Source organism: Draconibacterium sp. (genome assembly GCF_041583095.1).
In the GTDB taxonomy this organism is placed as follows: Bacteria; Bacteroidota; Bacteroidia; order Bacteroidales; family Prolixibacteraceae; genus Draconibacterium.
In genome coordinates, this window is record NZ_JBFHGM010000124.1 from 1 (window position 1) to 13,961 (window position 13,961).

A 13,961-nucleotide genomic window follows, 5' to 3' on the forward strand; every position below is an offset into this window, starting at 1 on the left:
ACTCCGATTTTTACCACTTGCCCGGGCAAAAAATCCGAATTCCGTTTAAAAGATATCACATGCACTCCGGGCGATATCTCTTCGTTATTGGTTATTACCTGCTTTACTAATGGTGCTTCTTTTTTTGCTCTTGCTGACATTATATTCAAATAGAAAAACTAAAGCATCGTAACAAAGCATTTGGCTAATTGTTTCGGAAAGTGAATGTTACCACAAGCGGATCATCAACTCCGGTAAGCATATTATTTACCCGGTAATAAACATCCAGGTTGTTGGCATTTGCCACCTCATCCGAATTGCCGCTTAAACTCAGTGCCGAAACATGATGCGCTTTCAATGTAATCGTTTCCGGAGCATCGAAACCCACACCGGGCTGAACCAGCTCCAGTTCGTAATCTACATCCGAATTATTGGAGATTTTTACCACTCTCGATTCTTTGTTTCTAAGTTTTATCGGCTTGGTATCGTATTTTAACGACCCGAAAAAAAGCGGTTCCAGGTATTCAGAACGGCCGACAATGGTATTGTCAAAATAAACAGCAGTTCGTCCGTCGAACAAAGCTTCTTTAATTCCACCAATAGTGCGGCTTTTGGCAAAAACCAGTGTTAGTGGCCGGTGTCCGTCGTTAACATCCATTGGCCCGTGCACATCGGAATTTCCCAGCATGGTTAGTTTCTTTTCGTTCGCCCATGCCAGGGCTTCCGGGCAAAACTCCCAGTTATATACCTCAATTCCATGTAACATATCATTTTCGAAAAAATAGGAATGTTCGTCCCACCACAATACCGAATCGGGTTGCTGTGCATCCCAGCACGGGTGATTCCACATAAGAAATGCTCCCTGGTCGCGTGCCTCTTTTACAGCGTCCTGCACATCATCCAGTTCCAGTAAATTGGCATTTTTTATAAACAATGCATTTAAGTGTCCCGGCGGCATACTGCGTGTAATCTCTGCTCCTTTAATCAGCAAAATTTCTGATTGATCGGCCAATGGTTTTGCCAAATCATACGAACGGTTGTGATCGGCCACCACATCAATCGAATGCGGACGATATTCGATATGATCAGTAATTGAAATGGCATCCAAACCTTCGTTCCAGGCCTCTTCTATACGAACGGTTGGCCAAACAGTACCATCAGAAAATACGGTGTGCATATGCAAATCGCACTTCAGTGTTTGGTAACCATTAATATTCGGAATATTAATTATCCGTCGTGCCTGTGCATAAAGTAACCCGCTGCTAACTACGAGCAATACAATTATAAACCCAAATTTTTTCATCATCCCGGAAGATTTTATGTAAATGTATCCGATTGTAAATATCATCGAAAGTAATTAACATTAGAATATTATCATATTAATTTTTTATGAATTGTAAATGAATGGTTAAATTTAGGAGAATTAACACATTCTTTTTAATATTTTTAAAAAGAAGCTTGTTTCATATTTAAAATATTCTGATTTTTGCAATCACAGTTATGGAAAAACTATTTAAAACCACAGGAAATCAAAGTCAGGCAGTTGAGCAAAAAAAAATTGCCCAGAAAAAACAGATTCTTCGTTCAATCTATTTTAACGGCCCGCTTTCAAATTCCGAGCTTGCCCGCCAAATTAAATTAAGTACACCAAAAATAAACAGCTTATTACTCGAGCTAATTGAAGACCAATTGGTAACTGAGTTAGGACGTGGCGATTCGAGTGGTGGCCGGCGCCCCAATATTTACGGACTTGTTGAAAACGGTTTTTACGTGGTTGGAATTACCATAAATGTGGCCCGCACGATTATTTCCATTTTCAACAGCTGCAACCAAGAGGTTAGTGGCCCGCATTATTTCCCGATAAAAATGTCGTCGGACATTAACATTTTTAACCAGGTAAATGCCGAGCTGGAAAAAGTAATTAAAGAAAGCAATATCGACCGCGAAAAGATTTTGGTGGCCGGACTTGAATTACCGGGTTTGATTAACCAAAAAGAAGGCATTAACCAAACCTATTTCCCGGAAGAAAAAGACCTGTTTTCGAAACTGCAGAATATATTCGGAATACCGGTTTTTATTAGTCACGATGCCAAATTACGCACCTTTGCCGAACAATATTTTGGACTGGCAAAAGGCAAGAAAAACGTGCTAATGTTGCAAGCCGACTGGGGATTGGGACTGGGTATAATTATTAATGGAAAATTGTACACCGGAAAATCAGGTTACTCGGGCGAATTTGGGCATCTGCCACTGGCCGATAACGGTGTACTTTGTGTGTGCGGAAAGCAGGGCTGTTTGGAAACCATTGTTTCGGCCAACGCTATTGCACGCCAGGCCCGCGAAGGAATTGAGCAAGGCCATTCGTCGCTGATAAAAGAACTGGTAAAAGACGATTTAAGTAAAATAGATATTTCAACAGTTATTCAGGCTGCCAACTCCGGCGACCAGTTTGCCATTTCGCTCTTCTCGGAAGTAGGAAAATGGCTGGGACGAGGAATGGCTTACCTGATTCAGATTTTTAATCCTGAATTGATCATTATTGGTGGACAAGTTGCCGTGGCCAGTCAGTTTATTCTGGCACCCATACAACAGGCCATTCATACATTTAGTAACCGCGACATAAGCAACGAAACCCAAATTCAGTTTTCGGAACTGGGAACCAAAGCCGGAACGATGGGAGCAGCGGCTTATGCGCTGGAAAGAATATCAAAAAAATAAAATATGACAGTCAATTTTACAAAGGTTGAAGAAGCATTTTTCGAAGAAACAAAGTCAAAGAAAATTTCGACCAGAATTCCGTATATCACCACTGAAAGTTTCCCAAAGCTGGGGCTGCTTTCGGCATTAAGCTTTTTAGAGTGGGCAAGTAAAAACCCTAAGGGTGTAGCCTGTTTACCAACCGGGAAAACGGCGCAGTATTTTCTGGATTTCACCCATCTTTTGCTTGATAACTGGAATAACAAGAAAGGAAAAGACTTTTTGGAGAAATATGGTTTAGCCGATGTAAAAAAGCCTGATCTGAGCGAACTCTCCTTTGTACAAATGGGCGAGTTTTTCCCCATTAACCCGGAGCAACACAACAGCCTTTACAACTACGCACAAAAACAATACATTGAAGCTTTAGGCTTTAAAAAAGAAAATGCCCTGCTTATTAATTCCGAAGACATTAAACTGGCAGAAGGCAAACATTATTCCGATATTTTCCCGGATTATAAGATCGACCTGTCGTTACGTTACCGTGAAGCAAAAACACACCAGGAGCAATTGCAACAAGAATCGATTTTTAATATCGATAACTGGTGTACAGCTTACGAAAATAAGATTCGCCAAAAAGGTGGAATTGGTTTCTTCCTCAGTGGTATTGGCCCCGATGGATTGATCGCATTCAATACACGCGGATCCGATCATTTTTCATCAACACGTTTAACCGAAACAAACTTTGAAACGCAAGCCATAACGGCTGCCGATTTGGGTGGAATTGAAGTATCGAAAAACCGCCTGGTTATTACCATCGGTTTGGGTACACTTACATTTAATCCGGATAACAAAGCAATTGTTTACGCCGCCGGTGAAGCCATTGCCGACACCATAAAAGCGTCGTTGGAAAAAGAACCTTCAGTGACCTATCCGGCAACGGCACTTCAAAAATTAAAAAATGCCCGTTTTTACCTTACCGATGGTGCAGCGGTTACGCTGGAAGATAGTATCGAGTATTTCTACACCGGTACACCGTGGAACCACCAGAAAACTGAACGCGCAGTTATTGAACTCTGCAAAAAGATAAACAAATTTGGCTCGAAACTGGATTTGGAAGACCTGAAAGCCGACAAATACTGTAGTATGATTCCCGGCCTGAATGAAAACACGGTTCAGTCGGTTATCGATTCAATTTTGGCGAAACTGCAAAAAGGAATGCAAAAAGAGGTGAACCAGGTGTATTACCACACCGGCCCGCACCACGACGATATTATGCTTGGCATTATGCCATCAACCAACCGCCAGTCACGCGATGCAAGTAATGAGCTCCATTTTTCGGTAGCAACTTCGGGATTTACAGCGGTAACAAATACCTTTTTGTACAATGTGCTGGTTGATACCAAAGACCTGATAAATCAGGGCAAAATTGAAATGATCAACTTCCCCGACTTCTTTAAAGACGGGCACAAATACAAGTGGGACAAAGACATTTACCACTATCTCGACAACATTGCAGCGCAGGATGAAGAAGAAAAACGCCGTGGAGTTTGCCACCGTGTAGTACGTGCGCTGGTTTTAATCTGGGGAATTAAAAACGAAGAAGAACTTCGTGAAACGATTTTCGAGGTACTCTCCAGCCTGAGAAATACTTACGATGGCGGAAAAAATCCTCCTAAAATTCAGAAGCTGAAAGGAATGATCCGCGAGTTTGAAGAGGAACTGGTTTGGGCACACTACGGCATTATGGTGAAAAACGTTCACCACCTGCGTTTGGGCTTTTACTCGGGCGAATCGAACTACGACAAAGACATTCTTCCAATACTGGAGGACTTCCGGAAATACAAGCCAACGGTTATAAGTTTGGCAATGGATCCACAGGGAAGCGGCCCCGACACGCACTACAAAGTGCTGATGGCAATTGCAAAAGCAGTTGAAGACTGGAGCAAGGAAGAAGACCTGAGCAAGCTGAGAATTGTTGGATACCGTAACGTGTGGTTTAAATACAATCCGTGGGATGTTGAAGTGATCGTTCCGGTTTCGTTGAACTCGCTGGCAACACTTGGTAAATCATTCTCGGAATGTTACATTACGCAGGTAAATGCATCGTTCCCGAGTTACCAGCTGGATGGTAAATTCAGCGACCTGACACAACGTGTTTGGTTCGATCAGCACAAACAAATACAACTGCTGTTGGGTAAAAACTTCTTTTACCAAAACGAATCGCCGCTGTTACGCGCTACTCACGGAGTAATTTACCACCGCGAATTAACAGTTGAGCAATTCCTTGAAGAAGCCCAGAAACTGGGAAAAGCAACGGAAAATATACTTTAAAAACCAGAATATAATGAAGTTAGTAATTCATAATAACTACGATGGATTAAGCATTTGGGCTGCCAACCATATTGCCGAAAGAATTAGTGATTTTGAGCCATCGGCAGAAAAACCATTTGTGCTGGGTTTACCAACCGGATCAACGCCGCTGGGAACCTACAAAGCACTGATTGACTTGTACAAACAAGGAAAAGTAACGTTTAAAAACGTGGTTACTTTTAACATGGACGAATACGTGGGCATTGCCGAAGATCATCCGGAAAGCTACCACAGTTTTATGTTCGAAAACTTTTTCAATCACATCGATATTCCAAAAGAAAACATCAATATTCTTGACGGAAATGCCAAGGACTTAGATGCTGAATGCGAACGTTACGAAGCCAAAATAGAATCGTACGGAGGTATTGAATTGTTTATGGGCGGAATGGGCGCCGATGGTCACCTGGCATTTAATATTCCTGGATCATCGATTCAGTCGCGCACCCGTTTGGTTGATTTGAACTACGACACGATTGTGGCCAACTCGCGTTTCTTCGACAACGATTTAAACCAGGTGCCAAAACAGGCTTTAACAGTTGGTGTGCAAACAGTACTCGACTCGAAAGAAGTATTGGTTTTGGTGAACGGCTACAAAAAAGCCCGCGCACTGCAAAATGTAGTGGAAAACGGAATTAACCACATGTGGACATTGTCGGCACTGCAAATGCACCCGAATGGCATTATTGTTTGCGACGAAGATGCCACAATGGAACTAAAAGTAGGTACGGTAAAGTATTTTAAAGAATCAGTTTAATACCAACCGGATCCCAACAAAATAAAACTGCCCGCCTGATTATTCAGAGCGGGCAGTTGCTTTATATATCCGTGAATTAAGTTGTGAGTAAAATCGTTCTAATCGGTAAACGTGCTGCAACCCTTTTAAATAGAACCACAAGTTAACGTTACTGATCGGATCGATTTTTTGTTTTGTTAAGGGCCAAAGCCTGGTTGTAGCAGCGATTTGCAATAGGCAATCAAACTTACAACCTTTGTAACCTACTGATTACAGGCTTCCTGCAGCCGTGTAATTAGCCAGCAAACTTGATGGCTCGCTTGTCGCACAGCTGCGGCAAGAAAAAAAACTTGTTGGCTCGCTTGTCGCACGGCTGCGGCAAGCAAAAAACTTATTGGCTAGCCTGTCGCACGGCTACAACGAGCGAAAAAACTTGTTGATTTGCTTGTTCCCGGCTGTAGCAAGCAAAAAAATGTTGTGGCAACCTTGTCGCACAGCTGCAACAAGCGAAAAATTATTGTGGATGGAGTGTTACACGGTTGCGGTTACGTTCCAACTGTTCTCTTTTTCACCGCCTTAATCACCACTTCTTCTCCACAATCGGGGCAAATATAAATTTCGCATCCGGTGCAGGCAAAACAATTACTGCACGAGCGCGGAACATCGAGATTCGAGAACTGAAAATTACAGTTTGAACAGGTGTATATTTTTTCCTTTTTGGGTGCAAACATTACACAAACGTTTTAACCAAACGAAGTATTCCGAAAATAATAACCAGCGTAAAAATGATAGCTGCTCCCGAAGGAATATTCAGGAAATAGGAAATAAACAAACCGGCGATTGTACCCACAAAAGCAAACAACGACGAATACACCAGCAGGCGTTTAAAATCGTTGGTGAATAAATTGGCTGTTGCCTGCGGTATGGTCAGCAACGACAAAATAAGAATGATACCCACTACCCTGATGTTTAAAACAACAGTTAACGCAATAAGTACAATTATGAGGTAGTTGAACAAACCAACCGGTAAACCTGCAGTGCGCGCAAACTCTTCGTCGAATGCGATATAAAGGATCTTACGTAAAAATACGACGAAGAAAACCACGATAACCAGGTTGAGTATAAACATCCACCAAAGCTCGGAAGTAGTTACCGTAAGAATATTCCCGAACAGGTAACTCATCAGGTTTGGTGTGTATCCTGGAGTGAGGAAAACAAAAATAATTCCCAGCGCCATTCCCAGCGACCACCAAATGGCAATGGAAGAATCTTCCCTGATTTCGGCCACTTTGGTAAAAAACTGAATGCCCAAAGCCGATAAAACAGCAAAAAGCACGGCCCCCAGCAAGGGGTTAAAGCCGAGGAAAAATGCCAAGCCGATTCCGCCAAACGAAGCGTGTGTTATTCCGCCACTTATAAACACGATACGCCGCGAAACAATATATGCACCAATAATTCCGCACGAAATACTGGCAAACACGGCAGCCAAAAAGGCTTTCTGAAAAAAATCGTATGAAAATAATTCTATTATCGCGTTCATATTAATGATGATGGTGCTTTAAAACGGTATGCGGAATTTCGCCATGCGAGATGATTTGAATCGGGCAATTATAATTGGCCAGCTGCTCTTGCGAAATTACGTTACTCGGGTGATAATGCAGGTACTTATTTACACAGGCAATAGATTTTACGCAGCTGGTTATGGTGCCCACATCGTGCGAAACCAAAAGTATGGCAAGCTCTTCATTTAACTTCTCCAACTTTTCGTAAAGTTCGCCTTCAAAACGGTTATCCACAAAAGTATCCGGCTCGTCAAGGATTAGCAACTTGGGATCGCTTAGCAAGGCACGGCATAAAAACACACGTTGCATTTGCCCGCCCGACAATTCGCCAATGGCTTTGTTCCGAATACCGGCAACGCCCATTTCTTCGAGCAATGCTTCGGCTTTATCCTTGGCAATGCTCTTGGCATTTTGGCGATTTTGCATAATGCCTCCCGAAAGTACCACATCAAAAACAGTGATCGGGAATTTCCGGTCGATATGTCGTACCTGTGGCAAGTAGCCAATTGGTTTTTTCCGGCCGCTCATTTCTTTCGAGAAATGAATTTTCCCCGATTCCGGTTTCTTCAGTCCCAAAATAGCTTTTAGAAGTGTTGTCTTACCTCCTCCGTTAGGTCCGATAACGCCCAGAAAATCGTTCTCAAAAATCTCGAGATCGACATTTTCCAGCACCGGCACCTTATCGTAGGCCACCGTCAGATTTTCTATTTTAATTAACGGATCCATTAAAAATTATCAATCAGAATTTGGGTCATTGTTCTTAGGTTTTCTTCCCACTCAGGTTTAAGCGGTGCTACCTGTATGATTTTACCTCCAATTTCATCGGCAAAAACACGTGCATGTTCCCGGTCGAATTCACTTTGAATATAAATAACTTTTATGCCTTCTGACTTGGCAATGTCAACCACTTCGCGCAAGTGTTGCGGCGTTGGCTCTTTTCCGCCGGTTTCAAGCGAGTACTGCTCTAAACCATATTCGCGGGCATAATACGAAAGGCTCGGGTGAAAAACGATAAACTTTCGTCCGGCGTAATCTTTCAACTGATTTTTAAGATCGATATGGAGCTGATCACATTCTTTCACAAAACGCATGTAATTGGCCTTGTAATCACCTGCCTTTTCGGGTTTTAACGCCGAAAGTTCATCGAGAATTACTTTTGCCATTTGTTTTACCATAACCGGCGACAGCCACACGTGCGGGTCAACACCATCAATATGCACATGGTCGCCGTGTTGCTCCATTTTGTCGGCAATCAAATCCAGTCCTTCCGAAATATTTACCACCTTCATTTTGGTATTGGCCTGCTTAATTTTATCGGCCCACGAATGTTCGAAACCAATGTAACCAATACGAAACCAAACAGCCGAACGCGAAATATCTTTCAACTGAGAGGGCAAAAGTGTATAGGCTGCCGGGCTCGACCCGGGCGGTATAAGCAGGTTTATTTCAAAATCATCGCCAGCAATTTTCTCTACAAACGTTTTTTGTGGTAAAATACTCACAGTAACAACGTCGGCCGCGGCACTTTTATCTGATTTCTTCTGGTTCCCGCACGATGCAAACAACGTAGCCACAACCAATAAAAGGATTATTCTCTTCATCAATGTATTTTTTAGTGTCTCATTTTAACAATGTTCCACAAATTTAGTTTTATGTTTTGGAATAAATAAATTGAACTCAGCTAAATGCTTTTTTACCCGCTATTCTTTTGGCGGAACGGGATCGTAACCATGCGTTCCCCACGGATGGCATTTTGAAAGTCGCCTGACAGTAAGCACAAATCCTTTAAACGGACCGTGGATTTTTATGGCTTTTACTGCATACTCCGAACATGTGGGAACGTGCCGGCACGATGCCGGAGTAAGTGGCGATATTCCGTATTTGTAAATATAAATCGGAATTAAAAGTATCCACCCCAAAAACTTCAGAATTGCTTTACCAATTGTTTTCATAATTATCAAGAAACAAAGGTAAGATTAAAATTCATCGTTGTTTGGCGTTCTGAAATTCAGATTCATCTTAAAAAACGTTAAAGCTTAATTGAATTCAAAATAAATAGCCATAAACCGATGTCCGGCTCCCCTCCAATTGCATAATATTTTTAATTTTGCTAACACACAGAAAATGCAGATAAAATCTAAATTAATAAGCTTAATAAAAAATGAAAAAAGTAGCAATTGGAGTTGATATTGGCGGAACAAATACTGCCATTGGCGTAGTTGACGCGGAAGGACACGTGATGGTTAAAGACAATATTTCTACACCATCGCATGGCGATATCGACCAATACATCTCAGATTTGGCAGCAGCCATTAAAGAACTGATCAAATCAGTTAAGTTATTGAATGAAAATTTAGAAGTTTTTGGAATAGGAATTGGCGCTCCAAATGGTAATTACTACAGCGGAACAATTGAATATGCTCCAAACTTATCCTTTAAAGGAGTGGTTCGTTTAGTTGAATTACTTCGTGCACACTTCCCTGAAATGGAAGCACTTGCACTTACAAACGATGCAAATGCAGCAGCCATTGGCGAAATGATTTACGGTGGTGCCAAAGACATGAAAAACTTTGTAATGTTCACCCTTGGTACCGGTGTTGGTAGCGGTATTGTTGTAAATGGCGACCTGGTATACGGAAATGATGGTTTTGCCGGAGAATGTGGTCACACCACACTTATTCCTGGCGGACGTTTGTGCGGATGTACAGCGCTGGGCCACTTAGAGGCTTATTGCTCGGCTCCAGGAATGAAACGTACTGCTTTTGAATTGATGGTTCAGTACAACGCAACCGACAGTATTCTGGCCGACAAATCGTTTAACGAGCTGGACTCGAAAATGATTTACGACGCTGCTGAAAAAGGCGACAAAATTGCTTTGGAAGTATTTGAAAAAACAGGTGCATGGTTAGGACAAGGTTTGGCTGACACGGTTCACCACCTGAGCCCTGAAGCAGTATTCCTGTTTGGCGGACCAACTGCTGCCGGTGATTACATTTTCAAACCAACCAAAAAGCACATGGAAAAACACTTGCTTCCTATCTTTAAAGATAAAATCAAGATTCTTCCATCGGAATTGAAGCCTGGTGATGCAGCTATTGTTGGAGCCAGCGCACTGGCCTGGAAAGAGCTTGAAAAATAAAAAGTATATCCTTATAAAATCGAAAGCGGACCATTATGGTTCGCTTTTTTTTGCTTTAAATCTTCATTCGGAATTGTATCTTTAAGCAATGATAAGATTCGTCCACATCCTTCTCTTTCTTTACATTTCCGTCAATGCCATTGCGCAGGAGAATGAACTGTTCATCTCAGACAAAATAGCACTGGAAGAAAGCCGGAATTTTGTGCTGAAATCGAATTTTACAGAGAGCCAGAATAACAGTTTTACCGACTTTATCTATCAGCGGATGGAATGGCAGGTCGATCCCGCGGTTCGTTACATTTCCGGGGAAGTTACCACCCACTTTAAGAGCCAAACGAGCTTACTGAACACGATTGAATTTGATCTTTCAGATTCCTTAACTGTCGATTCTGTTCTAATCAGAAATAAAACCGCCACTTTCACCCATCAGAATAACAAACTTGAAGTTGATTTGCCTGAATCTCTTTTGCCCGATCAGCTTGATTCTGTTTCGGTCTTCTATCAAGGAGTTCCCCCAACATCAGGCTTCGGTTCTTTTGAAACCAGTTTTCACGGCAGTGAATTTACACCGGTTTTATGGACGCTTTCGGAACCTTACGGTGCTTTGGAATGGTGGCCCTGCAAGCAGTCGCTGGCCGATAAAATCGATTCGATTGACGTGATTGTTACTACACCTGAAAAGTATAAAACGGCAAGTAATGGAATTTTGGTTTCAGAACAATTAAGCGACACCACCAGAACCATGCACTGGAGACACCGTTTCCCAATTGCCACCTACCTGGTTGCTATTGCCGTGACCAATTATGAGCGTTATTCTGACTACCTGAAAACCGAAAATGGCGACTCCATTGAAATCCTGAATTACGTTTATCCCGAGGATCTTGACGATGCAAAAAGTAAAACACCGGTAACGGCAGAGATTATGCAGTTGTTCCAAAACCTAATTGGAGATTATCCTTTTGCTGCCGAAAAATACGGCCACGCACAGTTTGGCTGGGGCGGCGGAATGGAGCATCAAACCATGAGTTTTATGGGAAATTTTGGCTTCGGATTAATTGCACACGAGCTGGCCCATCAGTGGTTTGGCGATTACATAACGCCGGGCTCGTGGCAGGATATATGGCTAAACGAAGGATTTGCTACCTACTTAACCGGACTTTCGTACGAAAATATTGAAACCGATTGGTGGCCGGTGTGGAAACAAGTGTATTCCGACCAGGTAAAACAGCAGCCCGATGGTTCAGTTTATGTTGCCGATACCACATCAGTGGCGTGCATTTTCAGCAGTCGCTTATCCTACGCAAAAGGAGGTTATTTACTGCACATGTTGCGTTGGGTAATTGGTGATGATGCCTTTTTTCAGGGTCTGAAAAACTATTTCAACGATCCGGCAGTTGCCAATGCTTTTGCCCGCTCCGAAGATGCGATAACCCATTTTGAGCAGGTAGCCGATACCAGCCTTGCTGAGTTCTTTAATGACTGGTTGTATGGCGAAGGTTATCCGGTTTATTCGGCCAGTTTTAAACCGGGTGACGAAGGAAAAACCTTGATAACTCTGAGTCAAACTACAACGCATCAATCGGTAGATTTTTTCGAAATGCCGTTACCGGTGCGTTTATACACTGCCGGTCGCACCGATTCGCTCGATGTAAGACTGAATCACACCAGCAACCAACAACAATTTATCGTCGACACCGAATTCCATGTTGCTGAAATGGTGATTGATCCTGATCTCTGGCTAATTTCGGAAACTCAGGAGATTGTTGGTGTTCCGGCAGAAACCAATACCCAAACCATAGAAATCTTCCCCAATCCGGCTACCACTGAAATCAGCTTACGAATTTCTTCGTCGATGGAAATCACTGGCATCCGTATTTTTGATATGAATGGTGCAGAAGTAAAACATTTCACCATAAATCCGAATAAAATAAATATCACCGGCCTCGTTCCCGGAATATATTTGCTAAAAGCCGAACTGGCTGACGGAACTTTTCAAGGCCGTTTTATCAAACACTGAAGCTACCAGTTGAATTTGATGGTTTGAACCAGATCAGGATGTAAACTTAAGGGCACCGGACTAATGCCGGCAACACTTTCAACCAGCTGCTTTTCTTCGTCGGTATAGTTTTTTGCCGGAAAAGTAAATTCCACAACCACCTCGGCCACACGTCGCGGATCGGAAGCCATTATTTTTGTGACGTCAACCTGAGTTCCCTCAATATCAATTCCGTTATCGCGGGCTTTTATTCCCATAATGGTCATTATACAACTTCCCAAAGCCGTTGCCAGCAGGTCGGTTGGCGAGAAATATTCTCCTTTTCCACGATTATCAGTCGGCGCATCGGTTATTACTTTATTGCCCGATTGCAGGTGCTCATTTTCGGTGCGTAATTCGCCCAGGTAAATGGTTTTTATCGTTGTCATACCCTATCAATTTATTTGGTTTAAAGATAAAGCATTTTGAACAATCCGGATTTTACTACCGCAGATTCATTCTATTTTCATACATTCGTGTTACGAATATTAAAATTAGTATTACCATGGCCGTTTCCAGGTTTGGCGTTTCGTTAGATGAAGAACTCCTTGAAGCTCTCGACAAGTATGTTGAGGACAATGCTTTTGCCAACCGTTCGCGTGCTATCCGTCACCTTATCGAAAAGAATTTAGTGGAGGAAAAGTGGAAATGTGATAACATTGTGGCCGGCGCAGTTATCATTGTCTTCAATCACGGGAAAAAGGATATACTAAAGAAATCGGCCGAGATTCAATACGAACACAAGGAGTTTATTCTTTCGTCGCAGGGCTTTTATTTAAACGAGATGAATTACATGGAAATTATTGCTGTTAAAGGTCCCTCGCGAAAACTAACAGAAATTTCAGAGCAACTCATCAGCCTGAAAGGGATACAACACGGGAAACTGGTAATGAGTAAAGCCGAATAATTTTTTTTTGGCCAAATGGTATCACGATTAAATTAATACGTAACACAATAAACTTAAATAATGCGAATATTTATCTTCAGTTTTTTCATCCTACTAATCGCTCAAGGAATTGCCAGTGCACAAATGCACTTTGAAACCAACGACACCATAACGATCAACGAAGTGGTGGTTACCGGAACGCAGGTACAGGTAAACCGCAACAATGTTCCAATGGCGGTTTCAGTTGTTACCCGTACTCAAATTGAGGAAAGTGATGAGTCGGCACTGCTACCGATTTTAAATGGCCGGGTGCCGGGCTTGTTTGTTACCGAGCGTGGTGTTACCGGTTTTGGTGTGGCAGCCGGATCGGCAGGGCAGATTTCAATTCGCGGGATTGGCGGAAGTCCAACCACCGGCGTTTTAATGCTCATTGATGGTCACCCGCAGTTTATGGGAATTATGGGGCATCCTCTTCCCGATTCTTATGTTGCCTCTGATGTAGAACGGGTGGAAGTAATTCGCGGACCGGCATCGATTTTATACGGTTCGAATGCGATGGG

General features: G+C 42.5%; 14 protein-coding genes. 7 read left to right on the top strand and 7 right to left on the bottom strand.

Annotation, left to right across the window (positions count from 1 at the left end; all coding sequences use genetic code 11):
• Positions 1–184: 184 nt before the first annotated feature.
• A complete protein-coding gene (locus tag ABZB17_RS12590) occupies positions 185–1,285 on the bottom strand; it encodes an Sb-PDE family phosphodiesterase (RefSeq protein ID WP_372650706.1) in 1,101 nt (366 codons plus the stop codon).
• 194 nt (positions 1,286–1,479) lie between these two features.
• On the opposite strand from ABZB17_RS12590, the gene ABZB17_RS12595 reads away from it, so the two are divergent.
• From ABZB17_RS12595 to nagB, 3 genes are read left to right on the top strand one after another with little or no spacing between them, the layout of a single operon-like run.
• Entirely contained in the window at positions 1,480–2,697 is a 1,218-nt protein-coding gene (locus tag ABZB17_RS12595; RefSeq protein ID WP_372650707.1) for an ROK family protein, read from the top strand.
• 3 nt (positions 2,698–2,700) lie between these two features.
• Positions 2,701–5,007: a glucosamine-6-phosphate isomerase gene (locus tag ABZB17_RS12600; protein WP_372650708.1), complete on the top strand. Its 2,307-nt coding sequence runs from the start codon at positions 2,701–2,703 to the stop codon at positions 5,005–5,007.
• 13 nt (positions 5,008–5,020) lie between these two features.
• A complete protein-coding gene (nagB, locus tag ABZB17_RS12605; RefSeq protein WP_303924010.1) occupies positions 5,021–5,800 on the top strand; it encodes a glucosamine-6-phosphate deaminase in 780 nt (259 codons plus the stop codon).
• Between the two features lie 524 nt (positions 5,801–6,324).
• Here the strand turns inward: nagB and ABZB17_RS12610 are convergent.
• The 5 genes from ABZB17_RS12610 to yidD all read right to left on the bottom strand — a co-directional run bounded on the left by ABZB17_RS12610 (position 6,325) and on the right by yidD (position 9,293).
• Positions 6,325–6,510: a hypothetical protein gene (locus tag ABZB17_RS12610; RefSeq protein WP_372650709.1), complete on the bottom strand. Its 186-nt coding sequence runs from the start codon at positions 6,508–6,510 to the stop codon at positions 6,325–6,327.
• On the bottom strand, positions 6,510–7,319 hold the full coding sequence (locus ABZB17_RS12615) for a metal ABC transporter permease (protein ID WP_372650710.1): 810 nt from the start codon (positions 7,317–7,319) through the stop codon (positions 6,510–6,512). The genes ABZB17_RS12610 and ABZB17_RS12615 overlap by 1 nt, the downstream gene beginning before the upstream one ends.
• A gap of 1 nt (position 7,320) precedes the next feature.
• On the bottom strand, positions 7,321–8,067 hold the full coding sequence (locus tag ABZB17_RS12620; RefSeq protein ID WP_372650711.1) for a metal ABC transporter ATP-binding protein: 747 nt from the start codon (positions 8,065–8,067) through the stop codon (positions 7,321–7,323).
• Positions 8,067–8,942 carry a metal ABC transporter solute-binding protein, Zn/Mn family gene (locus tag ABZB17_RS12625; protein WP_372650712.1) on the bottom strand — a complete coding sequence of 292 codons (876 nt, stop codon included), beginning with the start codon at positions 8,940–8,942 and terminating at the stop codon, positions 8,067–8,069. The genes ABZB17_RS12620 and ABZB17_RS12625 overlap by 1 nt, the downstream gene beginning before the upstream one ends.
• Positions 8,943–9,041: 99 nt before the next feature.
• Positions 9,042–9,293: a membrane protein insertion efficiency factor YidD gene (gene yidD, locus ABZB17_RS12630; protein ID WP_157493510.1), complete on the bottom strand. Its 252-nt coding sequence runs from the start codon at positions 9,291–9,293 to the stop codon at positions 9,042–9,044.
• Positions 9,294–9,502: 209 nt separating this feature from the next.
• Between yidD and ABZB17_RS12635 the strand changes: the two genes are divergently transcribed.
• The gene (locus ABZB17_RS12635) at positions 9,503–10,480 is read left to right on the top strand and encodes an ROK family protein (RefSeq protein ID WP_372650713.1); all 978 of its coding nucleotides are present in this window, start codon (positions 9,503–9,505) and stop codon (positions 10,478–10,480) included.
• Between the two features lie 88 nt (positions 10,481–10,568).
• Positions 10,569–12,497 carry a M1 family aminopeptidase gene (locus ABZB17_RS12640; protein WP_372650714.1) on the top strand — a complete coding sequence of 643 codons (1,929 nt, stop codon included), beginning with the start codon at positions 10,569–10,571 and terminating at the stop codon, positions 12,495–12,497.
• A gap of 2 nt (positions 12,498–12,499) precedes the next feature.
• Here the strand turns inward: ABZB17_RS12640 and ABZB17_RS12645 are convergent, their stop codons facing one another.
• Positions 12,500–12,904: an OsmC family protein gene (locus ABZB17_RS12645; RefSeq protein WP_045025590.1), complete on the bottom strand. Its 405-nt coding sequence runs from the start codon at positions 12,902–12,904 to the stop codon at positions 12,500–12,502.
• Between the two features lie 116 nt (positions 12,905–13,020).
• On the opposite strand from ABZB17_RS12645, the gene nikR reads away from it, so the two are divergent.
• Entirely contained in the window at positions 13,021–13,422 is a 402-nt protein-coding gene (nikR, locus tag ABZB17_RS12650; RefSeq protein WP_372650715.1) for a nickel-responsive transcriptional regulator NikR, read from the top strand.
• Positions 13,423–13,482: 60 nt separating this feature from the next.
• Positions 13,483–13,961, top strand: a 479-nt coding sequence (locus ABZB17_RS12655; protein ID WP_372650716.1) for a TonB-dependent receptor plug domain-containing protein, incomplete at its 3' end; no start/stop codon positions are given.